Raw genomic sequence first — 26,233 nt, forward strand, 5'->3', positions numbered from 1 at the left:
CCGTCTCGTGTTGCGTTGCGCGACGCGCCCGCCGCGCGTGTTGGCGGCTGGCCCGGATATTGCTGAACCTTCTGCATCACACCGGCAACGGCGCCGGTGGGCAGTCCCCGCAAACCTTGCCCGTCGATCACGACGGGCCCATCCGGACAACGGCGTCCCCCCGTGCGCGGCACGGCCGGACGCCCGTGTGCTTCGACCGCCCGCCGCCACGCCGACAATGCATTAACGACCGCCGCACGCACGCGGCACTGGAACACGACATGACGACTGGCAAAGTCACGCTGCTGGGCGCCGGCCCCGGCGATCCCGATCTCCTCACGCTGAAGGCCGTGAAGGCGCTGGCCGCCGCCGACGTGCTGCTGCTCGACGATCTCGTCGCCCCCGGCATCGTCGAACTCGCACCGCAGGCGCGCGTCATCCGCGTCGGCAAGCGCGGCGGCTGCCGCTCCACGCCGCAGGCCTTCATCGAGCGGCTGATGCGCCGCTACGCGCAGCGCGGCGCGCACGTGGTCCGTGTGAAAGGCGGCGACGCGCTGCTGTTCGGGCGCGCCGGCGAAGAACTCGCGACGCTGCGCGCCGCCGCGATTCCGGTCGAGATCGTCAACGGTATTTCGTCGGGATTCGCGGCCGCCGCGAGTCTCGGCATCTCGCTCACGCACCGCGAGCACTGCCAGGGCGTCACGTTCGTCACCGCGCACCGCCAGGACCACGGCGAACCCGACTGGTCGCGACTCGCGGCGACCGGTACCACGCTCGCGATCTACATGGGGATGAGCCGTGTCGACAGCATCGCCGCGGGCCTGCTCGCCGCGCTGCCGGCTGCGACGCCGGCCGCGGCCGTGCAATGGGCCGGCACGCCCGACGAACGCCGCTGGACCGGCACGCTCGGCGGCCTCGCGCGCGGCATCGACGAAGCGCGGCTCGGCAGCCCGGCCGTGATCCTCGTCGGCGGCGCGATCGGCGAAGCCGCCGTGCAGTGCGCGGATGCCGCCGGCGAAGCGGCGCTGTCCAGGGCCGCCTAGCATGCGCGGCATCGCGCGGCTTCAGCCGCTCCCCCTTGCCGTCAACGCCGGCCGCGCTTGCGGCCGGCATCCATCGTTCGCGCCTTGCGCTGAAGCTTTGCCGCCCCTGCTGCTCGCCTCATGAGTTCGTCTGCCCCATCCGCCCGCCTGCGCGTGCTGCTCGTCACCGACACCGACAAGCCGATCGGCGAACTCGGCGACGCGCTCGCGCGCCTCGGCTACGAGATGCTGAACGACGTCGCGACGCCCGCGCGCCTGCCGGCGGCCGTCGAGGAGCAACGCCCCGACGTCGTGATCATCGATACCGATTCGCCATCGCGCGATACGCTCGAGCAACTCGCGGTGATGCATGCGACCGCGCCGCGCCCGGTGCTGATGTTCAGCCACGACGGCGACCAGGCGCTGATCCGCGCGGCAGTCGGCGCGGGCGTCAGCGCGTATCTCGTCGAAGGCTTGTCGGCCGAGCGCCTCGCGCCGATTCTCGAAGTCGCGCTCGCGCGCTTCTCGCACGACGATGCGCTGCGCCGCCGGCTCGCCGACGTCGAGCGCGAACTCGCCGAGCGCAAGCTCATCGATCGCGCGAAACGCGTGCTGATGGACCAGCGCAGGCTGTCCGAGCACGACGCGTACGCAGCGCTGCGCAAGCGCGCGATGGATCAGGGCCTGCGCATCGTCGACGTCGCGCGGCAACTGCTCGACGCGACACCTCAGCCATGACCGCCATGAATACTTCGCCCCCCGCCGCGCCGGAACGCGCGCATCTTCGCCTCGGCTTCGTCGCGCTGAGCGACGCGGCCCCACTGATCGTCGCACAGCGCCTGGACCTCGGCGCACCGCACGGCCTGACGCTCGAACTGCACCGCCAGCCGTCGTGGGCGGCCGTGCGCGACAAGCTGCTGAGCGGCGAGCTCGACGCCGCGCATGCGCTGTACGGGCTCGTCTGCGGGCTGCAGCTCGGCATCGGCGGCCCGCAGGCCGACATGGCCGCGCTGATGGTGCTGAACCGCAACGGCCAGGCGATCACGTTTTCGCGCAGCCTCGCCGACGCGTACCGCGCAAGCGGCAGCGTGCGCGCGGCCGTCGCGACGCTCGGCCGCAAGCCGCTCCTCGCGCAGACATTCCCGACCGGCACGCACGCGATGTGGCTGAATCACTGGCTCGCATCGCACGGCGTCGATCCGCTGCGCGACGTGCGCAGCGTCGTGATCCCGCCGCCCGAGATGGTCGCCGCGCTCGCGAACGGCGAACTCGACGGCTTCTGCGCGGGCGAGCCGTGGCATGCGGTGGCCGACGCCTGCGGCGCGGGCCGGACCGTCGCCGTCACGAGCGAGATCTGGCCCGATCATCCGGAGAAGGTGCTCGCGGCCCGGCGCGACTTCGTCGCGCTCTATCCGGCGACCGCGCGCGCACTGATTCGCACGCTCGTCGATGCGTGCGCGTGGCTCGACAGCCCCGCGCACCGCCGTGAGGCGGCCGACTGGCTCGCGTCGCCCGACGCGCTCGGCGTGCCGGCCCGGCTGATCGCGCCGCGCCTGCTCGGCGACTACGGCGCGGGGCCTTACGCCGAGCCGCCGCTGCCGATCCGCTTCCACGACGGCGGCGCCGTGAACCGGCCCGATCCGCTCGAAGCCAGGTGGTTCCTGTCGCAATACCGGCGCTGGGGCATGCTCGACGGTTCGCACGACGACACGGAAATCGCCGCGGCGATCGCGCAGACCGCGTTGTATGATGCTGCCGTCGCCGAAGGCGGCGCACCGGGCCCGTCGCGGGTTTGATGCGCGCCGCGTGATGCATGCGGCGCGCGCGCCGGCGCGACACCACGCCGCTCCGGCCACCCGGGCGACACTGCATGGCCACTCTGTCCCCGATCCGAATCGATGCCGAAACGAACGCACGCGCCGCTCGACGTGCTGCTCACCGAAATCCGCGCGTGCCGCGTCTGCGAAGCCGACCTGCCGCTCGGCCCGCGCCCCGTCGTGCGCGCCCATCGCGACGCGCAAATCCTGATCGTCGGGCAGGCGCCCGGCGCACGCGTCCATGCGAGCGGCATCCCGTGGGACGACGCGAGCGGCAAGCGGCTGCGTGAGTGGCTCGGCGTCGACGCCGACACCTTCTACGACGAGACGCGTTTCGCGATCGTGCCGATGGGCTTCTGCTACCCGGGCCGCGGCGCGAGCGGCGACAACCCGCCGCGCTCCGAATGCGCGCCGCTGTGGATCGAACGGCTGATCGCCGAGCTGCCGTCGATCCGGCTGACGCTGCTGGTCGGCCAGTACGCGCAGCGGCATTTCCTGCGCGACACGCGCAAGGCGACGCTCACCGACACCGTGCACGCATGGCGCGACTACGGCCCCGACGTGCTGCCGCTGCCTCATCCGTCGCCGCGCAACCAGGCGTGGTTCAAGCACCATCCGTGGTTCGACGCCGACGTCGTGCCCGAGCTGCGCCGCCGCGTGGCACCGCTGCTCGACCGATGAATGAAACCACCGGCGGCGTCGCGATGCTTCGCGGCGCGCCCAAACCCCCGATACACACCCCATGAACGATACCGTCACCGCCCCCGACATCGACTTCGCCTGCACCGGCTGCGGCGGATGCTGCCGCGACCTGCGCATTCCCCTGACGATCGGCGAGGCGATCGCGTGGCTGCGGCGCGGCGGTCACGTGGAGCTGCTGTGCGACGCGATGCCATGGCTCGTCGAACCCGAGCCCGACAACGCGTTCGCCGCCTACAAGCGCGCCCGTTCGACCCCCGCGCTCAGCGGCTCGCTGCCCGTGCGCGTCACGGTGGTGCTCACCGCCGCCCATGCAGGGCCCTGCCCGAACCTGCGCGACGACCTGCGCTGCGCGATCTACGACGAACGCCCGCTCGTGTGCCGGATCTACCCGGCCGAGATCAATCCGTTCGTGCCGCTGACGCCCGGCGGCAAGGAATGCCCGTCCGACGCATGGCAGCAGACGCCGCTGATCCGCGGCGGCACGATCGTCGACGCCGACACGCGCGAGAGCATCGCGCGCTCGCGAGCGGCGAGCGAAGCCGAGACGCCGCTGCGCGCACGGCTGTGCGCGGTGCTGGGGATCGACACGGCGGCCGTGGCCAATGAAGGGTTCGTGATTCACGCGCCGCCCGCGCCCGCGCTGCTCGCCGCGCTGACGGATCTGCTCGCGACGCCGACGGTGGCCGCCGACGACACGCTCGCCTGGACGCTGGTGTCGAACCGCGCGGCGACGACGGATGCACTCGCGTCGGTCGACGCGTCGAGCCGGCTTGCCGCTAGCCTGGCGGGCCCGGACACCCGCTATCTCGGCTTCCATCCGGACGCCTGATCGCCACCGAGCGCGGCCGCCACACATTCCGGCCGCGCCCGGTTCGCTGTACCATCGCGGCTCAACCGCGTCACGAACAGCAGAATCCTTCATGCCCTCCACCGCCCCGCCGCGCCTGTACGGGATGCCCGAACGCAGCGACCGGCTCGATTTCTACATCCGCGACCAGGCGTCGCGCCAGGCGATCACCGAGCCGCACCGGCACGCGTATTTCCAGATCCAGTTCAATCTCGGCGGCGACACCGAGCAGCGGATCGGCGGCGTCACGCGGCCGTTTCCGCGCGGCGCGCTCGCTTTCGTGCTGCCGCACCGCGAGCATCTGATCCCGCATCCGGAAGGCGCGCACTTCATCGTGATCAACTTCAGCCAGGCGTTCCTGCGCGCCGATCTCGACGTCGATCCGCTCGATCTCGAGGATGTGCCCGCGCAGCGCTTCCCCGAGCTGACGCCGTTCCGCTTCCAGGAACATCTCGACTTCATCCTGACCGGCGACACGTACGACGAAGCGCGCCGCCTCGCGCTGTGCATGCTCGACACCGATCGCGTGCGCACCTTCGGCTCGACCACGCTGCTGCGCGGCTACCTGCTGCAGTTGATCGGGCTCGTCTGCACGCAATACGCGGGCGCACTCGACAAGCTCGCGCAGCGCGGCGCCCAGCGCGCGGGCCGGCGCGACGCACTCGCCCGCGTGCTGCGGCACGTGCGCGCGAACCTGACCCGCGAGGACCTGACGCTCGCCGCGACCGCCGAGGCCGCGTTCCTGTCGCCGAACTACCTCGCGCACCTGGTCCGCAAGGAAACCGGCAGCACCTTCACCGATCTCGTGACCGAGCGCCGGATCGCGCTCGCGCAATCGCTGCTGGCCCATACGAGCCGGCGCATCGCGGACATCGCGCGCTCGGTCGGCTTCCGCGACGAAGGGTATTTCGCGCGGCGCTTTCGCGCGCGGGTCGGCGTGTCGCCGAAGGCCTACCGCGACGCGAACGCCGCGTTGCCGGCCGGCGACGATGCGCCGGCGGCCGCCGACGCGTAGTTTTGTCCCGGTAAAACGCACTTGCGTCGCATCCGGCCGCACGCGCGTCCGGTATCGTTGCATGCATGCCGGCCCGTGCGCCGCACGGGCGCCGGCATCCGTCTTCCTACCGAACGAGGCCATCCGATGTCCGCCTATGTCATCGACGCCGCCGAGCGTCCTTCCGTCGAAGTCGAACAAGCGTCCGCGCGCTTTCCGGTGCGCCGCGTATTCTGCGTCGGCCGCAACTACGCCGACCACGCCCGGGAAATGGGCGCCGATCCCGACCGCGAACCACCGTTCTTCTTCACGAAGCCGGCCGACGCGATCGTCCCCGCAAGTGGCACCGTCCCGTATCCGCCGCTGACGAACGACCTCCATCACGAGATCGAACTGGTGGTCGCGATCGGCAAGGACGGCCGCTCGATCGACCCGGCCGACGCGCTGTCGCACGTGTGGGGCTACGGCGTCGGCGTCGACCTCACGCGCCGCGACCTGCAGGCCGAAGCGAAAAAGCTGAGCCGTCCGTGGGACTGGGCGAAGGGCTTCGACGCGTCGGGCCCCGTGACCGCGCTGCGCGCGGCCGCGGCCACCGGCCACCCGGCGACGGGCCGCGTCTGGCTCGCCGTCAATGGCGAAACGCGCCAGCAAGGCGATCTGGCCGACATGATCTGGGCCGTGCCCGACGTCATCGCGTACGTGTCGCGCTCGGTCGAACTGAAGGCCGGCGACCTGATCTTCACCGGCACGCCGGCCGGCGTCGGCGCGCTGCAGCCGGGCGACCGCGTGACGGGCGGCGTCGACGGCGTCGCGACGTTCGAGTTCGTGATGGGCGCGAAGCCCTGACGACGCAGGCATGGCGGCCGCCCGTCCGGTAGCCGCCATGCCCTGTCCCGCTTCCGGTCAGTCGTAGCGGCGCAGGAACGTGTCGACGACCGCCGGCGGATTCAGCGCTTTCGCCGATTCGTTTTCCAGCGCCTCAGCCGCATCGTCGTCGCTGATCGATACGAACAGCGTGATGGCCGCCCTGGCCTCGCCCGTGCCGAACAGGCCGTCGCGATCGAGCAGCCGCAACGCCTCGATCATGTCCGCGTGGAGTTGCCGGGAAAATTCCGCGAATCTCGACCGGACAAACTGCGGGCTCAGCACGGCATCGGCCAGCTTTCCGCAGATTGCATTGAACGGCGACGCTTCCGCCGCCGCGTACGCCCACTCGGAAAAGCCCCACGTGTACCACGGGTCCCGATCGTCATCGGCGATCGCCTGTTGCGCGCGGATCCGGCTCAGCCCTTCGACCGAATTGGCCGCCGGCACCACCGTCATCGCGCCGCTGTCCGTATAAAGCGCGAACGCGTAGAAATGCTCGTCCGGGTGCAGCGCGCGCAGCGCGTTGAAGGTGGCCCGCGCAGCGTCGGCAATGTCCCGCTGGAAATCAGAAAAGTCGTCCATCGTTACCTCGTTCATTCGCCCTTCGCATGCGTCGGGGAATACGGCTTGCGGAGGGTTCGTCGTCTCCCGACCTGGGCCGAATTGTCCGCCAATCGCCTGTCACACGGTAGCGGGCCCGCATTTCCGCGCTTCGGTGTGCCGCGCCCGCGTTCACCGTCCGCTGGCTCGCGCATCGAACACGTGCACGCAGACCGCGGCCACCAGCGCAATCGCGGCCGACAGCAGCATCATCGCGAGCGGCGCATAACCCGCGTTGCCGACCGTCAGCACCGCGCCGGTCAGCGACGAAAGCGCGGCGCCGCCGGCGATCGTCATCGCACCGGCCAGCCCCGACGCGCTGCCCGCCAGATCCGGGCGCACCGACACCGCGCCCGCATGCGCGCCGGGATTGGACAGCCCGTTGCCGATGCCGACCAGCACGCACGGCCCGAACCATGCGATCGGATGCGGCGCGCCGCCGGACACGAGCGCGAGCGCGATCAGCGGCCCCGCGCACGCGACGACGCGCCCGCACAGGATCGTCGTGGCCAGCGCGAAGCGGCGCGCGTAACGCGCGGCCAGAAAGCTGCCGCACACGAAACCGGCCGTGATCGTCCCCATGTAGAAGCCGATCTCCGCCGACGCGATGCCGAACACCGTTTTCGCGGCGAGCGGCGCGCCGGCCAGGAATGCGTAGAACGAGCCGGTCGAAAACGCCATGCACAGTGCGTAGGCCCAGAAACGGCGCGCACGGAGCAGCGCCGGATACGCGCGCAGCTGCCGCCCGAGGCTCGACGACCGGTTCGTATGGGTTTCGACGAGATCGAACGCGCACCAGCCGAACAACGCGATGCCGGCCGCGCCGAGCAACCAGAAGCTCGCGCGCCAGCCGACCGACTGGTCGAGCCCGCCGCCGAGCGTCGGGCCCAGCATCGGCGCGAATGCGGCCGCCATCGCCGCATAGCCGATCCGGCTCGCAGCACGGCTGCCACCACCGGCGTCGCGGATCGTCGCCATCGACACGGGATAGACCGACGTGATGGCCGCCTGCATCAGCCGGCATGCGAGAAACACGCGGATATCGGTCGCCATCGCGCAGCCGAGCGAGCCGAGCGCGAACACGCCGACGCTCGTCAGCACGATCGGCCTTCGCCCGAACCGGTCCGACAGCGGCCCCATCACGAACTCGAGCGACGCGGCCACCGCCGCGTAACCGCCGAGCGACAGCGCGACGAGCGCATAGTCGGCGCGCAGGTCGCGCGCGATTGCCGGCAGCGACGGCAGGAACAGGCTCAGCGGCAGCACCGAGAACGCGCACAGCAGGATCAGCGTCGCGTGTCTCGGCGACGCCGGTTCGGAAGCGATCGGCAGGTTCGTTTGCAAGCGGATGCCCTCCGCGCACGCGCCGCATGGCCGTGCGCAATGCAAAAAAAAGCCCCCGAACGAGTCGGGGGCGCAGGGGTGCCGGCGCGGTGCCGCTACCGGACCCTGCGCCTGTGTACGACTACGATGATGAATGCCGCTTTCATGCCGGATGGCTCCTGAATGCCTGATTGACTGCCAGCGATATCGAACGATGGTAGGCGGACGACGCCAACCGCGTCAACGCGTTAACGCGCACGCACCGACACGAACTTCCGCGCGTTGTTGCGCTGGATCAGCACGGCAATCACGCTGCCGCCGTTCGCTTCGAGCGACGGCACGTCGTCCGGCGTCTCGAGCAGCGTGTCGTTGAGCTCCAGCACGACGTCGCCCGGCTGGATGCCCGCGTTCGCCGCCGGGCCATGCACCGCGTCGACCATCATCCCGACCGCGAGCCCCGTCGAACGGCGCTCGTCGTCGCTCAGCGCGTGCATCGTCAGCCCGAGACGGTCGCCACCGTCACCCGCCGCCGGCCCCGCTCCCGGCCCTGGGCCCGGTCGCGCAGCGGCCATCGGTGCAGCCATGCCGACCGTCGCGCCCGCGTTGCCGGCCGCCTCGTCGGCGCCCGTGATCGTCAGCATCACCGGCGCGCGCTTGCGAATCACGCGCAGCGGCGCCTTCTGGCCCGGCGGCAGCGCGGCGGCCAGGTCGTTCAGTTCGGCCGAGTGTCCAATCGCCTTGTCGCCCAGCTTCACGATCACGTCGCCGGGCTTCACGCCGGCCGCGGCGGCCGGCGAGCCGTGCGCGACGCCGTTGACGAGCGCACCCGCCGGACGCGGCAGCCCGAACGCCGCGGCCAGCCCGATGCCGACATCCTGCACGTCGAGACCGAACGCGTTGCCGGACGGCACGCCCGGCGCGGGTGCCTGCTGCGCCTGTTGCTCCTGCATCTGTGCCTGTAGCTGCGCGCGCACCTTGGCGGCGAACGCGATCGGGATCGCGAACGTCGTGCTCGCGTAGCGGTCGGCGCCCGTATAGACCTCCACCACGATGCCGATCACGTCGCCCGCACGGTTGAACACGGGGCCGCCCGAGTTGTCGGGATTCGGCGCGATATCGGTTTCGAAGAACGGAAACGCGCTGCCGTCCGGCAGCCGGTGCGACGTCGCGCTGACGATGCCGGCCGTGACCGTGTTGCCCGATCCGTCCGGCGCGCCGATCGTCATCACCGGTTCGCCCGCCCGCACCTTCGCCGAATCGCCGATGCGCACGAACGGCAGCTTCGTTGCGTTGACACGCAATACGGCGACGTCGCTTTGCGGATCGACGGCCAGCACCGTCGCCTTGAATTCGCGGCGGTCGGTGAGCCGCACCGTCACGTCGGTCGCTTCGTCGACCACGTGCGCGGACGTCAGGATCAGGCCGTCGGCGCTGACGATGAAACCCGAGCCGCTGCCCGACACCGCGCGCGGCGACATGTCGGGCGGCGCCGGCACACCCTGCGCGGGCGGCGGCGCGGCGCGCCGGAAGAACGCGGCGAGCGGATCGTCGGTATCGAGGATCGCGAAGGACGGCCCGCCGGTTTGCTGCTCGAGCGCGGTCATGATCGTCACGACCGCAGGTCCGTAACGATCGACGATGGCCGGAAAATCGACCGGCATCGCATAAGGCGCGGCGGCCGGCCTGGCCTTTATGACGGGGGGTGTGGCGGGCTGCGCGACGCTCCCCGCCATGGCGGCCGGCGGCGTCGACACAAAAAAGGCGAACGCGCCTCCCAACAGCGCGGTGTGAAACACGGCGCGAGCAAGCGACTGGCGAACCACGGTGCACCTCCCCCGGCAGTCGCGGCGCCGACCTGCGCGAGACGCGCAGGCGCCCGACAAGCACCGGTACACGCATCCATTTATACTCCACGCGGCCTGTTCGAACAGATGAATCGAAACCCGCATGCCGGGTGGTGCGACGGCCGCGAAGCCGCGATGGCGCTCGTTCCGGACAAAGTGCGCGATTCGTCAATCCGCACAAGTCCGGCAACGGTTCAATCGCCGCTCACCCGCTCCGCGATCGCCGACAACATCCGCAACATCGGCTCGAACGCATCGGCCGACGTATTGCCGAAACCGAGCACGAGCCCGTTACCCGCCCGTGCCGCCTCGATCGAAAACCCCGACAGCGGAAACGGCCCGATACCGTGCGCGCGCGCCGCGTCGACGATCGCGCGGTCGCGATAACGCGCTGGCAGCCGCAGCGCGAGATGCAATCCGCACGGCCCGCCCTCGACCTGGTGCGGCACGCTCAGGCTGCCGTCGAGCGCGGCGAGCAGCAGGCGCCGCCGGTCGCGATACAGCCGGCGCATCCGCCCGAGATGCCGGCCGTATTCCCCCGTCTCGATGAAATCCGCCAATGCGAGCTGCACATGGCGCGTCCCGCCGCGCAGCATCTCCGGCAGCACCGTCCGCACGGCGGCCAGCAGCGCCTCCGGCAGCACCAGAAAGCCGATCCGCAGCGCCGGAAACATCGTCTTGCTGAACGAGCCGAGATAAACGACGGGCGAATCGGGCGCGAGCCCGTGCATCGCGCCGATCGGCTCGCCGGTGTGACGGAATTCGCTGTCGTAGTCGTCCTCGATGATCCACGCGCGATGCCGGCGCGCGGCATCGATCAGCGCGAGCCGGCGCGAGATCGACAGCACGGCGCCGGTCGGGAACTGGTTCGACGGTGTCGTATAGACGAGGCGCGGCGGCCGCTCGCGCCAGTCGTCCTCGTCCGCGCGCAACCCTTCCATATCGACCGGCATCGGCGCGACGTCGAGGTCGGCCGCCTGCATCGCGGTGCGCGCGCCGCGATAACCGGGCTCCTCGACCCACACCGTATCGCCCGGGTTCGTCAGCAATTGCGCGCACAGCGAGATCGCGCCCTGTGCGCCCTCCGTGATCACGATCTGCTCGGGATCGCAGCGCACGCCGCGCGTCACGGCCAGGTGGCGCGCGATCGATTCGCGTAGCGCGCGCTCGCCGAGCGGATCGCCGTACGCGAGCAGGTCGCGGCCGGCGCGGCGCAGCGCGCGGTCGATCGCGTGCCGCCATGCATCCACCGGGAAATGCGACAGCGCGGGCACGCCCGGCCGGAAGCCCTCCGATTCACCGGTGCCGATGAGGCTCGGGCGGATCCGGCCGAGCCGCTGCGCGACGGCCGGCGGCGCGGCACGCCGGCGCGGCGGCGCGGGCCGCGACAGGCCGACGACGCGCGTGCCGCGGCGGTCGGACTGCAGGAAACCTTCGGCGACGAGTTGCTCGTAGACGGCGGCCGTCGTGTTGCGCGACACGCCGAGCGTTTCGGCCAGCGCGCGCGTGCCGGGCAGCCGCGTGCCGGCCGGCATCGCGCCGCCGAGAATCGCGTCGCGCAGGCGGCGCAGCAACTGGCGCTGCAGCGAAGGCGCGCCCTGGGTGCGCGCCAGCGGCGCGTCGAGCGGCAGCAACGGGGCGTCGCCGGAAGGAAAGGCAGTCGTCATCGGAACATCGCAACGTGAAAGGGGCGAAACACGGGGCACGGACCGTGGCACCATAAATTTGCCGAAGGCTGGCGCTTCTCATGGTACCTCGGCGCGACTACGATCGTCTGCATGCCGGCATGTCGCCGGCCGCCAACCGAAGCGAGATCGACCTTGTCCACGCTGACCAACGCCTTCCAGCAGCCCATCGGCCACCCCGTTCCCGACTGGTCCACGCGCCCGCGCCCCGAGCGCATCGTGCTCGAAGGCCGCTACTGCCGGCTCGAGCCGCTCGACGCCGAACGCCACGCAGCCGACCTGTACGCTGCCTACGCACAAGCGCCCGACGGCAGCGACTGGACCTATCTCGCGCACGGCCCGTACACCGACGAGTCGAGCTATCGCGACTACGCACGCGGCGCGCAGGCGAGCGCCGATCCGCTCCACTACACGGTGATCGACCGCGCCACCGGCCGCGCGGTCGGCACGCTCGCGCTGATGCGCATCGACCCGGCCAACGGCGTGATCGAAGTCGGCTCCGTCACGTTCTCGCCGCTGCTCAAGCGCACGCCCGTGTCGACCGAAGCGCAGTTCCTGCTGATGAAGTACGCGTTCGACACGCTCGGCTACCGGCGCTACGAATGGAAGTGCGACGACCTGAACGCGCCGTCGCGCAAGGCGGCCGCACGGCTCGGCTTCCGCTACGAAGGCACGTTCCGGCAAGCGATCATCTACCGGGGCCGCAATCGCGACACCGCGTGGTTCTCGATCATCGACGGCGAATGGCCGCACGTCCGCGCCGCGTTCGACGCGTGGCTCGCGCCGGAGAACTTCGACGCGCAGGGCGAGCAGCGCCAGTCGCTCACCGCGATCCGCCATGCGCAGGCCAGCGCCCGAGACGCGGCCGGCCGCGCGAACGACGCGACGCGTGTCACGGTGCGCCCGCTGGTCGCCGCCGATGAAGCCGCGTGGCGCCCGCTGTGGCAGGGATATCAGAAGTTCTACGACACCGCGCTGAGCGACGCGGTGTTCGCGACGACGTGGGCCCGCCTGATGGACCCCGCCGAACCGATGTTCGTGCTCGGCGCATTCGACGCATCGGGTGCGCTGGTCGGGATCGTGCATTCGATCTACCACCGCTCGTGCTGGACCGAAGGGCCGTACTGCTACCTGCAGGATCTCTACACGGCGGCCGACGCACGCGGGCAAGGCGCGGGCGGCGCGCTGATCGAGGCCGTGTACGAACATGCCCGCGAAGCCGGCGCGAGCCGCGTGTACTGGCTCACGCACGAAACCAACACGACCGCGCGCGCGCTGTACGACAGGCTCGCGAACAATGCCGGGTTCATCCAGTACCGGAAGGATCTGAAGAAGTAACGCGGCTGCGCGGCCGGCCGGCGTTCAGTCGAGAACGTCGGCCGGATCCCGCGCATCGTCGTGCCCGGATGCAAAATCCGGGCACGCCACGCCGGTCGCGCCCGGCACCGATGCCGGGCAGATCATCTCGTCGCCGTTGGCCGGCACGGGCCGCCGCACCGGCCGGAACACCGGCTCGCCCGGCTCGATCGGCCGTCCCGAGATCGCGCAACGCCCCGACTGCAACGCGACCCGCAAGCGCCAGCGTTGCTCGCCGTAATGGCAACGGCCACTCTCGACCCACCGAATCAACAGGCTGTCGTCGCCGGCCTCCAGCACCGTGACGAACAGTTGCGGGCGCAACGGCGAGACCGCTGCCGCGACATGTTCCGGAGCCGGCGCGTGACCGATCGTCACCGGCGGATGCGCAACATGACCGCCGCGCAGCGGTGCCGCATCGTGTTCGCCGAATGCCGGCGCATCGCACGCCACGTCTTCTTCGCAGATCAGGCTTTCCATGGTGTTGAGCATGCTTGACGGATTTCCGTGCAGGTTGAACGGCACCGGCGCCGCGCTCAGCGCCGGCCCATCGGTTCGCGCAGCAGCGCCAGGCCGATCGCCGCACCGGCGACGGCCGCCGCGAGCATCAGCCCGATGCCGCCCGACCAGCCGAATGCGCCGACGATCGCACCGATCGTCAGCGGCCCGATCACCTGTCCGAGATAGTTGCCCTGCACGACCCAGCCAATGCTGAGCGGCGCCAGCGACGGCGACGGCGCGGAGCCGGGCGCACACGCGAGGATCGTCGCCGGCAACATGCCCGCGATCGCCGAGAACGCGAAACCCAGCGCGACCGCGAGCGGCGCGGGCGTCGCCGCGCTGAACAGCCCTGCGCCCGCCGCGCCGATCGCGACCGACGTCGCGGCCATCACGATCCCCGGCCGCGCGCCGCGCGACAGCAGCCAGCCGGCGCTCAGGTTGCCGATCACGCACGCGGCGACGATCGCCGCGCTGATCAGCCCCGCCGCGCCGACCGCGACGCCGAGGCGCTGCATCAGGAAGACCGGCAGGAACGTCATCACCGCGAAGAACTGCACGTTGTAGGTCGCGAAGCCCAGCGCCAGCAACGTCGTCGAACGCGACGCGAGCACGTCACGCAGCGCGGCGCCGATGCGCGGCGCGGCCGCCTGCCGCGATGGCGAGTCGGCGGTCGTCGTGACAGGCACCGCGGCCGCCGCGACGAGCGTCAGCGCCGCGGCCGCGAGCCAGCCGTTGCGCCAGCCGCCGAGCAGCGGCCCGACCAGCATCGACAGCGCCATGCCGGCCGGCATGAACGTGCTCCACAGGCCGAACGCGAGATTGCGCCGCTCGGGCGGCGTCACGCGATTCAGCACGGCCGGTGCGGCAACGACCACGATCACGAAACCGAGCCCCTCGGCGAAGCGCGTGGCCAGCAGCAGCGCGAAGCTGCCCGCCCACGCGCCGGCGAGACTCGATAGTCCGAGGATGACGAGGCCCGTCATCAGCAGCAACCGGTCTCCCCAGCGGCGCACCAGCAGCCCGACCGCGATCCCGCCGAACACGCCGACGAACGGAAACACCGACATGATCCCGCTCAGCGAGGCGAGCGAGCCGCCGAATTCGTGCTGGAGCGACGGCAACGCGATCGTCGCCTTGCCGACGTGCAACGCCGACACGATGCTCGCCAGCACGACGTTCGCGACGGCGGCCCGGTAGCTGCGCGACGGCAGCGCGGCGGCATCGGCCGCGACAGACGATTCGGTCATCTCCACCTCCGTTGAAGCGGCCGCGTGCAACGGGATGTCTCACGCGGCCGCGATCGGACTGGCGCACATGATACAAATTGAAGTTAACTTCAAGTAAAGGGAAATGTGCGCAACGCTGCGTTTCGCGGATCGCCGCAATGGGCGGGATTCGGGCTGCCGGCGGCCGCAAATGCGCGACGCCCGCGCCGGCGCAAGCCACCATTGCAACCCCGCAGCCCCGCCTGATTCTTCGATATACTGGACCGAACCCTTTTCGGGGCAACCGCGGGCAACCACGCCCTGCGCGCGTTCGCCCCAACCTGCGTGGACTTGCGCACCGTGAAACCGCGAGCCGGACTGATTCTCGAACTCTTCGTCAACCTGCTGCTGCCCTGGGTCGCCTACCGGGTCGCGCATCCGCATTTCGGCGAAACCGGCGCGCTGTACGCGTCGGCTGTTCCCCCCATCATCTGGTCGATCGTCGAATTCATCCGCTCGCGCCGCGTCGACGCGGTGGCGGCCATCGTGCTGCTCGGCATCGCGCTGTCGATCATCGGGATGGCGCTCGGCGGCAGCGCGCGCACGCTGCTGATGCGCGAATCGCTCGCGTCGGGCACGATCGGCGTCGTGTTCCTGCTGTCGCTGTTCCGCGAACGTCCGCTGATCTTCTATCTCGCTCGCGCGACGGTCGCCCGCGAGATGGACGGCGGCGCCGCGCACTTCGAATCGGTCTGGGCCGCCCAGCCCGGGCTGCGGCAGATGCTCCGGCGGATGACCTTCGTGTGGGGCGGGTTCATGACGCTGGAAATGCTGCTGCGCTGCTGGATGGTCATCACGTGGCCGGTCGAGCGCGTGCTGGTCGTGTCGCCGATCATCGGCTACACCGTGTTCGGCTGTCTGCTGCTGTGGACGTTCTGGTACCGGCGGCGGATGCGCGTGCGCAACAGCGTCCACATCGGCGGCCGCGACGGCGTCACCGAGGTCGCCGGCCGCTGAGGGCCGACCGGCCGGCGCGGGCGCGACGGCCTGTCACCGTGCCTGCTGTATGATGCGCGGCGTCTCGTCCGACGAATCATGCCTCTCCCGTTATGTCCCTTTCGCTCCTTCCGTGTGCCACGATCTGGCTCGCGCTGTTCGCGGCCGCCGCATTCGCGTGGCATCGCCCGCTGCATGGCCTGAGCGTCGGCCTCGCCGCGCTCGGTTATGCGGGCGCCCTCGCGTTCGGCCAGCTCGCGCCGATCACGCTGGCACCGCTCGCGCTGCTGGCCGCGGCTGCCTGGGGCGTGCTGCCCGCGCGCCCGCTCGCGGTACGCATCGCCGCGCACATCGTGTTTGCCGCGCTCGCGATCGCGCTGAGCCTGCACCTGATTCCCGGCTTCCACAATCCGCGCGTGATCGCGCCGACGCGCTTCACGCCGGACGCCGTGCCGTTCACGATGTACCTGAATTACGACAAGCCGCTCATCGGCCTGTGGCTGCTGTGGGTGCTGCCGTGGGTCGCCCCCGATGTCGCGCTGTCGCGTGCGCTGCGCACGGGCGCGGTGGCGGCCGTCGCGACGGCCGCCGCGTGCCTGGCCGGCGCGCTCGCGTTCGGGATGGTCGGCTGGGCGCCCAAATGGCCGCCGTCCGGCTGGCTGTGGCTCGTGAACAACCTGCTGCTCGTGACGCTCGCCGAGGAAGCGCTGTTCCGCGGCTACGTGCAAGGCGGGCTGACGCGCGCGCTCCGCACGTTCGCGTGGGGGCCGTGGGCCGCGCCCGCGATCGGCGCGGTGCTGTTCGGCGCCGCGCACGCGGCCGGCGGCTGGCCATGGATCGTGCTCGGCACGGTGGCCGGCGTCGGCTATGGCCTGGCGTGGCGGCGCGGCGGACTGCTCGCATCCGCGCTCGCGCATGCGGGGCTGAACGTCGTCCACTTCGGGCTGTTCACCTACCCGATGCTCGCCGCCGCGCACTGAACGCGGCGCGCGGTGCCGCCCGGCGATGCCGCGTTCAGTTGAACCCGGCGACCGCGTGCGGCACGTACGGGCTTTCGAGCGTCGCGATTTCGTCGTCCGTCAGCTTCAGCTGGAGCGCGCCGAGCGCATCGTCCAGCTGATGCGGCTTCGAGATGCCGACGATCGGCGCGGTGACGCCGCGCTTGTGCGCGACCCACGCGAGCGCGACCTGCGCGCGCGGCACGTTGCGCGCGGCGGCGATCGCCGCGACGGCCTCGACAACCGCCTTGTCCGCATCGGCCGTCGCGTCGTACAACCGCTGGCCGACTTCGTCCTTCTGCTGCCGTTCCGACGATTCGTCCCAGCTGCGCGTCAGGCGGCCGCGCGCGAGCGGGCTCCACGGAATCACCGCGATGCCCTCGGCTTCGCACAGCGGCAGCATTTCCCGCTCTTCCTCGCGATACAGCAGGTTCAGGTGGTTCTGCATGCTGACGAAGCGGGTCCAGCCGTTCTGCTTCGACGTGTGCAGCGCCTTCGCGAACTGCCACGCGAACATCGACGATGCGCCGATATAACGCGCCTTGCCGGCCTTCACGACGTCGTGCAGCGCCTCGAGCGTCTCCTCGATCGGCGTGCCGTCATCCCAGCGGTGAATCTGGTAGAGATCGACGTAGTCGGTGCCGAGCCGCTGCAGGCTCTGGTCGATGTCGGTCATGATCGCCTTGCGCGACAGGCCGGCGCCGTTCGGGCCCGGCCGCATCCGGTAGAACACCTTGGTCGCGATCACGACGTCGTCGCGCTTCGTGAAATCGCGCAGCGCGCGGCCGACGATCTCCTCCGACGTGCCGTCCGAATACATGTTCGCGGTATCGAAGAAGTTGATGCCGGCTTCGACCGCCCGCTGGATGATCGGGCGGCTCTCCGCTTCCGGCAGCGTCCACGGGTGCGTGCCGCGCAACGGCTCGCCGAACGTCATGCAACCCAGCACCAGCTTCGACACTTCCAGCCCGGTCGACCCGAATTTCACGTATTCCATCGCACGCCTCGCCACTCAAGTTGGGTTTGCGGCCGGATGCGCACCGCACATCCGCCAGACGTGGCATGTTATCCCGCACGGCGCGAACGCGTATGGCCGCGCTCGCGTGCAGGCCGCGCGGCGGGAAAGGGCGAACCGGGTTACTTGACCTGGTCGGCGATCGGCTGCAGGAACGCGGAGAAGCCGGTCAGCATGATCTGTACGCCGATGCACAGCAGCAGGAACGCCGACACGCGCATCGCGACCTTGGTGCCTTCGGTGCCGAGGTAGCGCGACAGCAGCGCGGCGCGGCTGTAGGTCTGCCAGATCACGATGGCGACCAGCACGGAAACGGCGATCGACACGATGCTCGACAGCATGAATTCCGACAGCTTGTGCGTGCGGTTCGCGTTCAGCGCGATCGCGGTCGAGATCGAGCCGGGGCCGACCGTCAGCGGCACGGTCAACGGGAAGAACGCGCGCGTCATGATCGCGTTCGCGTCGATCGGCTTGACCGGCGTGTCGCCACCGCCCGGCACGTCGGGCTCGTTCAGCATCTGCCAGCCGGCCACCGCGACCGCCAGGCCGCCGCCGATCCGCAGTGCTTCCATCGAGATCCCGAAGAAATGCAGCACGGGCGTGCCGGCGAAGAACGCGACCATCAGCACGATGAACGCGTTGAACGCGACCTTCCGCGCGAGCAGGTCCCGCTCGTGCTCGGTGAGCGCCTCGGTCCGCTCGAGAAACAGGAACGCGATGCCAATCGGATTGATGATGCCGATCAGGCCGGTGAAGCCGAACAGGATCTCGGAGATAAGGCGGTTGACGATCATCGGGCGAGGAATCGGTCGGGGCTGGGCCGGCAGCGCGCCGGGGGTCACGCATTGTAGAGCAAGCGCCCGGGCCCGAGACGCAAAATGCGGCCGGGCCCGCCACGCCGTCGAGCGTCGCCGTTGCCCGTTATTCCGCGCCCGACTCCCATGCCGGCGGCCGCTTCGCGAAGAACGCGGAAAAGCCTTCCTTCGCTTCCGGCGTCGCCCGCACGCGGGAGATCGTCTGCGCGGTGAACGCCGCGCGCGCGTCCGACGGCGGATACTCGCCGATCGCGTCGAAAAAGCGCTTGATCTCCATCAGCGCGTTCGGGCCGTTGCGGCCCAGTTCGGCGAGCGTCCGTTCGAGCGTTGCGTCGAGCGCGTCGAGCGGCACGGCCTGGTGGATCAGGCCGATCGCGACGGCTTCGCCGGCGGCGAGCTGCGTCGCGGTCAGCGCGAGCCGGCGCGCCTGGCGCTGGCCGACCGCCTCGACCAGATACGGGCCGATCACGGCCGGCAGGATCCCGAAACGCGCTTCGCTGACCGAAAAACGCGCGTGGTCGCTCGCGATCACGATGTCGCAGGCCGCGCACAGGCCGACGCCGCCGCCGAACGCGTGGCCCTGCACACGTGCCACGGTCGGTTTCGGGCATTGCCGGATCGCGCGCATCATCGCGGCGAACCGCTCCGCGTCGCGCAGGTTCGCGGCCGCATCGTTCGCGCTCGCGCGCTGCATCCACTGCAGGTCGGCGCCCGCGCAGAACGCGCGGCCGTCCGAGCGCAGCACGATCGCGCGCACATCGTCGCGTTGGCCGAGCGCGGTGAACGCGTCGGTCAGCTCGGCGATCATCGTCTCGTCGAACGCGTTGAGCACGTCGCCGCGCTGCAGCGAGACGGTCGCGATGCCGCGCGCATCGACCGCGACGGCCAGGGTCTTCAATCCATCCATCGAACAGGTTTCCTCGGGTAGAACGGCAATCATCGGAATCAGGCAGCCTGGCGACGGTCGATCACGCGTCGGGCCTTGCCGGTCGCGGTCGCGGGAATACCACCGGCCGCGAGCACCGTCACGCCGGACGACACGCCGACCATCGTCTTGATCCGGTGCTGCAACTCGCGTGCGAGCGCCGCGCGATCGCTGTCGGTGACGGACGCCTCGGCTTCGGAGCGCAACTCGACCGCGAGGTCGAGCCGGTCCATGTGACCGTCGCGCGACAGCGTGATCTGGAACTGGCCCGACAGCAGCGGCAGCGCGACGACGATCTCCTCGATCTGGCTCGGGAACACGTTCACGCCGCGCACGATCAGCATATCGTCGGAGCGGCCCGTGATTTTCGCGAGACGGCGCATCGCGCGCGCGGTCGGCGGCAGCAGCGCGGTGAGGTCGCGCGTGCGGTAGCGGATCACCGGCATCGCTTCCTTCGTCAGCGACGTGAACACGAGCTCGCCCTGGCTGCCGTCGGGCAGCACTTCACCCGTGACGGGATCGATGATCTCCGGATAGAAATGGTCTTCCCAGATCACCGGGCCGTCCTTTGTCTCGACGCATTCGCACGCGACGCCCGGGCCCATCACCTCCGACAACCCGTAGATGTCGAGCGCGTCGATGCCCACGCGCGTCTCCACTTCCTCGCGCAATGCCTGCGTCCACGGCTCGGCGCCGAAGATGCCGATCTTCAGCAACGACTCGGCCGGGTCCATCCCCTGCCGCACCATCTCGTCGATCAGGTTCAGCATGTACGACGGCGTGACGAGGATGATCTTCGGCTCGAAATCGCGGATCAGCTGCACCTGCTTCTCGGTCTGCCCGCCCGACATCGGCACGACCATGCAGCCGAGCCGCTCCGCGCCGTAGTGAATGCCGAGGCCGCCCGTGAAGAGCCCGTAGCCGAACGCGTTGTGCAGCGTGTCGCCCGGGCGGCCGCCGGCCGCGCGGATCGAGCGCGCGGTCACGTTCGCCCACGTGTCGATGTCGCGCGCCGTGTAGCCGACCACGGTCGGCTTGCCCGTCGTGCCGCTCGACGCGTGCACGCGCACGACCTGCTCGCGCGGCACCGCGAAAAGCCCGAACGGATAGTTGTCGCGCAGGTCGTTCTTCGTCGAGAACGGGAATTTCGCGAGATCGGCGAGCGTCTTCAGGTCGTCCGGATGCACACCCGCCGCATCGAACGTGCGGCGATAGTGCGGGACGTTGTCGTACGCGTGGCGCAGCGACCACTTCATGCGCTCGAGCTGCAGCGCCTGCAGTTCGTCGCGGCTGGCGGTCTCGATCGGCTCGAGGGCGGCGGCAGGGTGAGTCATGGGGTGCTCCTCCAATGGAGTGATGTCGTTATCGTGATCGAAGTGACGGGGCCGGCGGCTACGACCGGAACGTGCGGCCGGCCGCATGCAGCGCGGCGATGCGCGGCGACACGCGATAGCGGTCCTCGCCGTAGCTCGCCGCGAGGTTCGACAGCACGCGAAACACGCGGCCGATGCCGATCGCATCGGCCCACGCGAGCGGGCCGCACGGGTAGTTCACGCCCTTCTCCATCGCGAGATCGAGATCGGCGGGCGAGCACACGCCCTGGTTCACCGTGTCGGCCGCCTCGTTCGCGAGCATCGCGACGGTGCGCATCGCGACCATCCCCGGCACGTCCGCGACGCCGACCACACGAAAACCCGCCTGCTGGAACAGGCCGACCGCGTCCGCATAGGCCGCATCGCCGCACTGGAGCGCGCGCGTCAGCGCGACGAGCCCGGCCTGCGCGTAATCGCGCGCGAGGTCGACGAGCACGAGATCGGCCACGCCGGTTTGCGCCGCACGCGCGGTTGCCGTCCGGCCATCGGTCAGCGCGATCGATGCGCGGCCGGCCGTCGCGAGCAGGTCGTCCGGATGCGCGCCGGCCTGGCGGGCGAGCGCGATGCGTTCGGCGAAGCGCGCGTGCAGCGCTGCGGCCGGGCCGTCCTGCGCGTACAGCACGACGTCGGCCGGCGCGTCGCGCGGCGGTTCGAGATCGGGTGCGGGCGGCGTCGCGCCGTCCGCGTACGAATAGAAGCCGCGCCCCGACTTGCGCCCGAGGAAACCCGCGTTCACGAGTTCCTGCTGGATCAGCGACGGCGTGTAGCGCGGGTCGTTGAAGTACGCACGGAACACCGACTCGGTCACCGCGAAGTTCACGTCGTGCCCGATCAGGTCCATCAGCTCGAACGGCCCCATCCGGAAGCCGCCGGCCTCGCGCATCACCGCGTCGATCGATGCCGGCGTGCCGCCCTGCTCGCTCAGCACGCGCAGCGCCTCCGCGTAATACGGACGCGCGACGCGGTTCACGATGAAGCCCGGCGTCGATTTCGCCATCACGGGTTTCTTGCCCCACGCGGCGGCGGTCGCGTACAGGGCCTGCGCAACCTCGGGCGCGGTCGCGAGCCCGCTGACCACCTCGACGAGCGCCATCAGCGGCGCCGGGTTGAAGAAATGCAGGCCGGCGACGCGTTGCGGCACGCGCAGCCCGGCCGCGATCGACGTAATCGAGATCGACGACGTGTTGGTCGTCAGCAGGCACGCGTCGTCGACATGGCCCTCGAGGGTCGCGAAGATCTCGCGCTTCACGTCGAGCCGCTCGGCCGCCGCCTCGACGATCAGCGCGGCCCCCGCGAAGTCGGCCAGCGCGCGCACCGCACGGATCCGATTGCCGGCCGCGTCGGCCTGCGCCGGTTCGAGCCGGCCTTTCTCCGCAAGCCGCGCGAACTGCGCGCGGATGCCGGCCAGCGCCTTGTCGCAGGCCGCTTCGTTCAGGTCGTACAGCAGCACCGTATGGCCGGCCGCCGCCGCGACCTGCGCGATGCCCGCGCCCATCGCGCCGGCGCCGATCACGCCGACGACGGCCGACGGCGCCAGCGCGCCCGAGTTCACCGAATGTGCAGAGGAAACAGCCATCGCTTGCGATCCGTCATGAAGTGGAAGTGCGAGCGATTATAAACCGACCGGTCGGTAGATTTATGTCAGGGCGAGCCCGAATTTGTCGTGCAAGAGACCGTTACGGAAACTGCAAAGACAAAAAATTGAAGGATCGGGGCACTTTTTGTAAACCGAAAGGTCAATGAAAGCGTTCGAATATGAGATAGTGCCCCCCCAAACGCCTGATAAAATTCGACAAACTGCCGGATTTCAGGGGGAAACCGCGTGCTGCGCTGCCACCGCTGTCCATCGTCCGCCGCCCTTTCAGGGTCGGAACCGAGCCTCCGGCCGGCGCGTCGTCACGATCGTTCGCCCCGCCACCGGCGGCCACCCGCATCGAACCGTTTCACCCAGCGACGGGCTTCGGCCCGCCCGCGCCCGTCGCCGCGTCGCCGCGGCGAACCCAGGGCCGCGTCCTCGCGCGCGGCCACCCTTCGGTTTCATCGTCCTCGTTCGGCGGATAGTACGGCCGGGCTTCGTCACCCCGTGATGGCGCGTCGCGCGCCGCCACTCGCATAAGGAAACCCTCCATGCCGCTCTCGTCCAACCAGCTCCCGCGCTGGACCCTCCTGGCCCCGCTTGCCGCGTGGCTGGTACTCGCGCTGTCGCGCGTCGTACCGGCCGAAGGCCTCGTCATCGCGGTGTTCGCCGCCGCACTCGCCGGCGCCGTATTCGCCGCCGTCCATCATGCGGAAGTCGTCGCGCACCGCGTCGGCGAACCGTTCGGCACGCTGGTGCTCGCGGTTGCCGTGACCGTCATCGAAGTCGCGCTGATCGTGTCGGTGATGCTCGGCGCGGGCCCCGAGAAATCGGGCCTCGCGCGCGACACCGTATTCGCCGCGGTGATGATCATCTGCAACGGCATCGTCGGCATCTGCCTGCTGGTCGGCGCGTGGAAGCACGGCGAACAGGACTTCCAGGGGCGCGGCGCGAGCAAGGCGCTCGCGGTGCTGGCGTCGCTGTCCGTGCTGTCGCTCGTGATGCCGAACTACCTGAGCGCTGCGCCGGGCCCGTTCTTTTCGAAATCGCAGCTCGCGTTTGCCGGCGTATCGTCGCTCGTGCTGTACGGTGCATTCGTGTTCGTGCAGACCGTGCGCCACCGCGACTACTTCCTCGCCGCGCACGACAGCGCAAACGAGTCGGTGCATGCCGCGGCGCCGAGCACGCGTACCGCCATCATCAGCATGATCCTGCTGTTCGTGAGCCTCGTCGCAGTCGTGCTGCTCGCGAAGCTGCTGTCGCCGGCCGTCGAGCACGCGGTGATGAAGCTTGGCGCACCCGAAGCCGCGGTCGGCATCGTGATCGCCGCGCTCGTGCTGCTGCCGGAAGCACTCGCGGCCGTCACCGCCGCACGTGCGAACCGCCTGCAGACCAGCATGAACCTCGCGCTCGGTTCCGCGCTCGCGAGCATCGGGCTCACGATCCCGACCGTCGCGGCCGTGTTCATCTGGATCGGCCAGCCGCTCACGCTCGGCATCGGGCCGATGGAGACCGTGCTGCTGGCGCTCACCTTGCTGGTCAGCACGCTGACGCTCAGCCAGGGGCGCACGACGGTGCTGCACGGCGTCGTGCACCTGTCGCTGTTCGCCGCGTACCTGTTCCTGTCGATCACCCACTGACGCCCGAAAACGCGCGGCCCGGCGGATCACTCCGCCGGGCCGCGTTTTTTTACGTCCCTTCACCCGCCTTCGTTCACGTCACGCCATCGTTACCGGACCGGAATCACCAGATGCTGGCCGGCCAGGATCAGGTTCGGGTTGGCGAGGTTGTTGCGGCGCTGGATCTCGCGATAACGCTGGCCGCTGCCGAGCTTGCTCGCCGCGATCATGTTCAGCGTGTCGCCCGCCTTCACCACATAGGTGAGCTCGCCCGACGCGGCCGCGGTCGTCACCGCCTGGTCGCTGACGAAGTACTTGCGCAGCAGGTCGAGATACTGCGGCGACTGCTTGAGCTTCGCGATTGCGGCGTTCAGGTAGATCAGCAGATCCTGGTCGTCGGCGCGCACGCCGATCTTGTACGCGATGTTCGAACCGTCGAGCTTGGTCACCGCGAACTTCAGGTCGGTGTCCTTGATCGAGCTGACCGCGAACGGATAGTCGTAGATGAACGCGTCGACCGTATGCCCGTCGATGCTCTTCGCGATGAAGGCCGGATCGGAATCGTCGACCTCGACGAACCGGACGTTCGGATACTGGCGCGTGACGAACGCGCGCACGTCGGGGTCGCCCTTCAGGATGCCGACCGTCTTGCCCGCGAGATCGTCGGTCGAACGGATCGCGGAGCCTTGCCGCACGATCAGTGAATAACCGAAATCGTCGACGTACGGCACCGAATAAACGACGCCCGACGGCGTGTTGTCCGGGAACGTCAGCCCGTCCATCGCCACGTCGACGACGTGGTTCCCCTTGGCATCCGTGTCGAGCAGTTGCTTCGGCACGCCCGGGTACGTGTCGACCTCGTGACGCGTATCGACGACGATCGGCTTGCCGCCGTGCGAGAACGACGGATCCGCGAACAGCAGCCGCGCGAATTCGACGTTGAAGCCGTGCGGTGCGCCCTTGTCCTCGCCGAAGAACGGCTCGCTCGGGTTCTGCACCGAGATCCGCACGATGCCGTTTTCGGCAATCGACTTCAGCGCGCTGGCCTGCGGCGTGAAGCCGGCCGGCAGCACGCTGGCCGACGGCTGCGCGGGCTGGCCCGTGTCGCCCGTCTGGGCGGACGTCGAGGACGGGGCCGCGTCATGCGCGGGAATCAGCGTCGACAGGCCGCCCTGATGGACGATCCATACGCCGACGAGCACTACCAGAAACGCGACTGCGCCAAGAAGTTTTTTCATGGTTGCGTGCCTGCAGGAAGTTATTGTTGTTTCGACGGCAGCTGGGCGGGATTCGCCGCATCGGGTCCGGGAACCGGCACGTGAGCGCCGGTCAGCGCCTGCTGCTGCGCCTGCTTGACCTCGGGGTTATCCATCAGCGATGTCTCCATTTCGGAGAACGCCTTGTTGACCGAGCGCATGACCGAATCGACGGCCACGTCGGTCTTGATCTGCTCGAACGTGTCGGACGCCTGCCGGCCCGCGAGCTTGTTCATCTGCTGCGCCGCCTGCGACATGTCCCACATCGCCTTCGCGCGGTCGATCGCCGACGCGAAATTCTTCAGTTCCGCCTGCACCTGCTTGTAGCGCCCTTCGCGAAACGCGAGGAGCTGCTTCATCGTGTCGAGCTGCGACCGGAAGCGCGGCGCGTCGTCCGGATACTGCTTCTCGAACAGCTCCGTCTTGCTCTCGAAGTTCTTCACCTCGGTGCGGAACGCGGTGATGCTGTCCGCGAATTTCTGCGCCGCCTGGCGCTTTTCCGCGAGCTGGTTGATGAGCGTCTCGATCGGATTCGCCTGCGCCTCCTCGACGATCATCCTCACCTTCTGGTTCGCGAACTTCATCGCGACGACCGGCGCGAAATAGATCGCGCCGAGGCCGATGACGCCCGCCGTGATCAGCGCGATCATCCCCTTCAGGATGAACAGCGCGGCCGGTGCCGCGATCGCGACGCCGGCAATGATGATCGCCCACTTGACCAGCTTGACCTTGCCACTCCCCGAACTGCCGTTTGCTTCTTCATTCGAAAGCTGCGACATGAGTTTTTCTCCTTGAACCTCGAACCGAACTGCGTGAATTTGCTTCTTCAAGCTGAATCGAAATGCTTCGGACTCCGGGGCCGCCGGACGGTCAGGACAGCCGGCGGCGCAATACGACAACGGGCGCCGGCGGGCGTCA

24 protein-coding genes are annotated in these 26,233 nt (G+C 69.7%); 11 read left to right on the forward strand and 13 right to left on the reverse strand.

What is annotated here, in order from left to right:
• Positions 1–260 precede the first annotated feature (260 nt).
• From cobA to ACN22W_RS23180, 7 genes are all read left to right on the forward strand, one after another.
• Complete coding sequence (gene cobA / locus ACN22W_RS23150) at positions 261–1,022, forward strand: uroporphyrinogen-III C-methyltransferase (RefSeq protein ID WP_419689543.1); 762 nt, start codon at positions 261–263, stop codon at positions 1,020–1,022.
• A gap of 120 nt (positions 1,023–1,142) precedes the next feature.
• Positions 1,143–1,739, forward strand: a complete 597-nt coding sequence (locus ACN22W_RS23155) for an ANTAR domain-containing response regulator (protein ID WP_129515077.1) — start codon at positions 1,143–1,145, stop codon at positions 1,737–1,739.
• Between the two features lie 5 nt (positions 1,740–1,744).
• Positions 1,745–2,797, forward strand: coding sequence for a CmpA/NrtA family ABC transporter substrate-binding protein (locus ACN22W_RS23160; protein ID WP_419689544.1), 1,053 nt, complete (start codon positions 1,745–1,747; stop codon positions 2,795–2,797).
• A gap of 102 nt (positions 2,798–2,899) precedes the next feature.
• Positions 2,900–3,499 (forward strand): uracil-DNA glycosylase family protein, encoded by a 600-nt coding sequence (locus ACN22W_RS23165; RefSeq protein ID WP_419689545.1) that lies wholly within the window; start codon positions 2,900–2,902, stop codon positions 3,497–3,499.
• A 61-nt stretch (positions 3,500–3,560) separates the two neighbouring features.
• Entirely contained in the window at positions 3,561–4,349 is a 789-nt protein-coding gene (locus ACN22W_RS23170) for a YkgJ family cysteine cluster protein (RefSeq protein ID WP_419689546.1), read from the forward strand.
• Between the two features lie 91 nt (positions 4,350–4,440).
• Positions 4,441–5,382 (forward strand): helix-turn-helix transcriptional regulator, encoded by a 942-nt coding sequence (locus ACN22W_RS23175; protein ID WP_048250863.1) that lies wholly within the window; start codon positions 4,441–4,443, stop codon positions 5,380–5,382.
• Between the two features lie 126 nt (positions 5,383–5,508).
• Positions 5,509–6,207, forward strand: a complete 699-nt coding sequence (locus ACN22W_RS23180) for a fumarylacetoacetate hydrolase family protein (RefSeq protein ID WP_048250865.1) — start codon at positions 5,509–5,511, stop codon at positions 6,205–6,207.
• Positions 6,208–6,264: 57 nt separating this feature from the next.
• Here ACN22W_RS23180 and ACN22W_RS23185 read toward each other — a convergent pair whose 3' ends face one another.
• From ACN22W_RS23185 to ACN22W_RS23200, 4 genes are all read right to left on the reverse strand, one after another.
• Entirely contained in the window at positions 6,265–6,810 is a 546-nt protein-coding gene (locus ACN22W_RS23185) for a DUF4303 domain-containing protein (RefSeq protein WP_419689547.1), read from the reverse strand.
• 150 nt (positions 6,811–6,960) lie between these two features.
• Positions 6,961–8,172, reverse strand: a complete 1,212-nt coding sequence (locus ACN22W_RS23190; protein WP_419689548.1) for an MFS transporter — start codon at positions 8,170–8,172, stop codon at positions 6,961–6,963.
• A gap of 227 nt (positions 8,173–8,399) precedes the next feature.
• On the reverse strand, positions 8,400–9,974 hold the full coding sequence (locus ACN22W_RS23195) for a trypsin-like peptidase domain-containing protein (protein WP_419689549.1): 1,575 nt from the start codon (positions 9,972–9,974) through the stop codon (positions 8,400–8,402).
• A 215-nt stretch (positions 9,975–10,189) separates the two neighbouring features.
• Positions 10,190–11,662: a PLP-dependent aminotransferase family protein gene (locus tag ACN22W_RS23200; RefSeq protein ID WP_419689550.1), complete on the reverse strand. Its 1,473-nt coding sequence runs from the start codon at positions 11,660–11,662 to the stop codon at positions 10,190–10,192.
• Positions 11,663–11,815: 153 nt separating this feature from the next.
• On the opposite strand from ACN22W_RS23200, the gene ACN22W_RS23205 reads away from it, so the two are divergent.
• Complete coding sequence (locus ACN22W_RS23205; protein WP_419689551.1) at positions 11,816–13,018, forward strand: GNAT family N-acetyltransferase; 1,203 nt, start codon at positions 11,816–11,818, stop codon at positions 13,016–13,018.
• 24 nt (positions 13,019–13,042) lie between these two features.
• Here ACN22W_RS23205 and ACN22W_RS23210 read toward each other — a convergent pair whose 3' ends face one another.
• Together ACN22W_RS23210 and ACN22W_RS23215 are read right to left on the reverse strand one after the other, a co-directional pair.
• Positions 13,043–13,528 carry a DUF3331 domain-containing protein gene (locus ACN22W_RS23210; RefSeq protein ID WP_419689552.1) on the reverse strand — a complete coding sequence of 162 codons (486 nt, stop codon included), beginning with the start codon at positions 13,526–13,528 and terminating at the stop codon, positions 13,043–13,045.
• 44 nt (positions 13,529–13,572) lie between these two features.
• Positions 13,573–14,784, reverse strand: a complete 1,212-nt coding sequence (locus tag ACN22W_RS23215; RefSeq protein WP_419689553.1) for a CynX/NimT family MFS transporter — start codon at positions 14,782–14,784, stop codon at positions 13,573–13,575.
• A gap of 318 nt (positions 14,785–15,102) precedes the next feature.
• Between ACN22W_RS23215 and ACN22W_RS23220 the strand changes: the two genes are divergently transcribed.
• Both ACN22W_RS23220 and ACN22W_RS23225 read left to right on the forward strand, forming a co-directional pair.
• On the forward strand, positions 15,103–15,759 hold the full coding sequence (locus tag ACN22W_RS23220; protein WP_419689554.1) for a VC0807 family protein: 657 nt from the start codon (positions 15,103–15,105) through the stop codon (positions 15,757–15,759).
• A 92-nt stretch (positions 15,760–15,851) separates the two neighbouring features.
• A complete protein-coding gene (locus ACN22W_RS23225; RefSeq protein ID WP_419689555.1) occupies positions 15,852–16,718 on the forward strand; it encodes a CPBP family intramembrane glutamic endopeptidase in 867 nt (288 codons plus the stop codon).
• 34 nt (positions 16,719–16,752) lie between these two features.
• Here ACN22W_RS23225 and ACN22W_RS23230 read toward each other — a convergent pair whose 3' ends face one another.
• The 5 genes from ACN22W_RS23230 to ACN22W_RS23250 all read right to left on the reverse strand — a co-directional run bounded on the left by ACN22W_RS23230 (position 16,753) and on the right by ACN22W_RS23250 (position 22,440).
• Complete coding sequence (locus ACN22W_RS23230) at positions 16,753–17,733, reverse strand: aldo/keto reductase (protein ID WP_129515090.1); 981 nt, start codon at positions 17,731–17,733, stop codon at positions 16,753–16,755.
• 140 nt (positions 17,734–17,873) lie between these two features.
• Positions 17,874–18,545, reverse strand: a complete 672-nt coding sequence (locus tag ACN22W_RS23235) for a MarC family protein (RefSeq protein ID WP_048250875.1) — start codon at positions 18,543–18,545, stop codon at positions 17,874–17,876.
• 127 nt (positions 18,546–18,672) lie between these two features.
• Positions 18,673–19,473, reverse strand: coding sequence for an enoyl-CoA hydratase-related protein (locus ACN22W_RS23240; protein WP_419689556.1), 801 nt, complete (start codon positions 19,471–19,473; stop codon positions 18,673–18,675).
• Between the two features lie 38 nt (positions 19,474–19,511).
• A complete protein-coding gene (paaK, locus tag ACN22W_RS23245; RefSeq protein WP_419689557.1) occupies positions 19,512–20,825 on the reverse strand; it encodes a phenylacetate--CoA ligase PaaK in 1,314 nt (437 codons plus the stop codon).
• A 58-nt stretch (positions 20,826–20,883) separates the two neighbouring features.
• A complete protein-coding gene (locus ACN22W_RS23250; RefSeq protein WP_419689558.1) occupies positions 20,884–22,440 on the reverse strand; it encodes a 3-hydroxyacyl-CoA dehydrogenase in 1,557 nt (518 codons plus the stop codon).
• 551 nt (positions 22,441–22,991) lie between these two features.
• Between ACN22W_RS23250 and ACN22W_RS23255 the strand changes: the two genes are divergently transcribed.
• Positions 22,992–24,080: a calcium:proton antiporter gene (locus ACN22W_RS23255; protein ID WP_193100353.1), complete on the forward strand. Its 1,089-nt coding sequence runs from the start codon at positions 22,992–22,994 to the stop codon at positions 24,078–24,080.
• An 89-nt stretch (positions 24,081–24,169) separates the two neighbouring features.
• Here ACN22W_RS23255 and ACN22W_RS23260 read toward each other — a convergent pair whose 3' ends face one another.
• Entirely contained in the window at positions 24,170–25,297 is a 1,128-nt protein-coding gene (locus ACN22W_RS23260; RefSeq protein ID WP_412024377.1) for a LysM peptidoglycan-binding domain-containing protein, read from the reverse strand.
• Between the two features lie 20 nt (positions 25,298–25,317).
• The gene (locus tag ACN22W_RS23265) at positions 25,318–26,094 is read right to left on the reverse strand and encodes a hypothetical protein (protein WP_129515095.1); all 777 of its coding nucleotides are present in this window, start codon (positions 26,092–26,094) and stop codon (positions 25,318–25,320) included.
• Positions 26,095–26,233 lie beyond the last annotated feature (139 nt).

Origin of the sequence: Burkholderia theae, assembly GCF_048565265.1 — a bacterium.
GTDB lineage: Bacteria > Pseudomonadota > Gammaproteobacteria > Burkholderiales > Burkholderiaceae > Burkholderia > Burkholderia theae.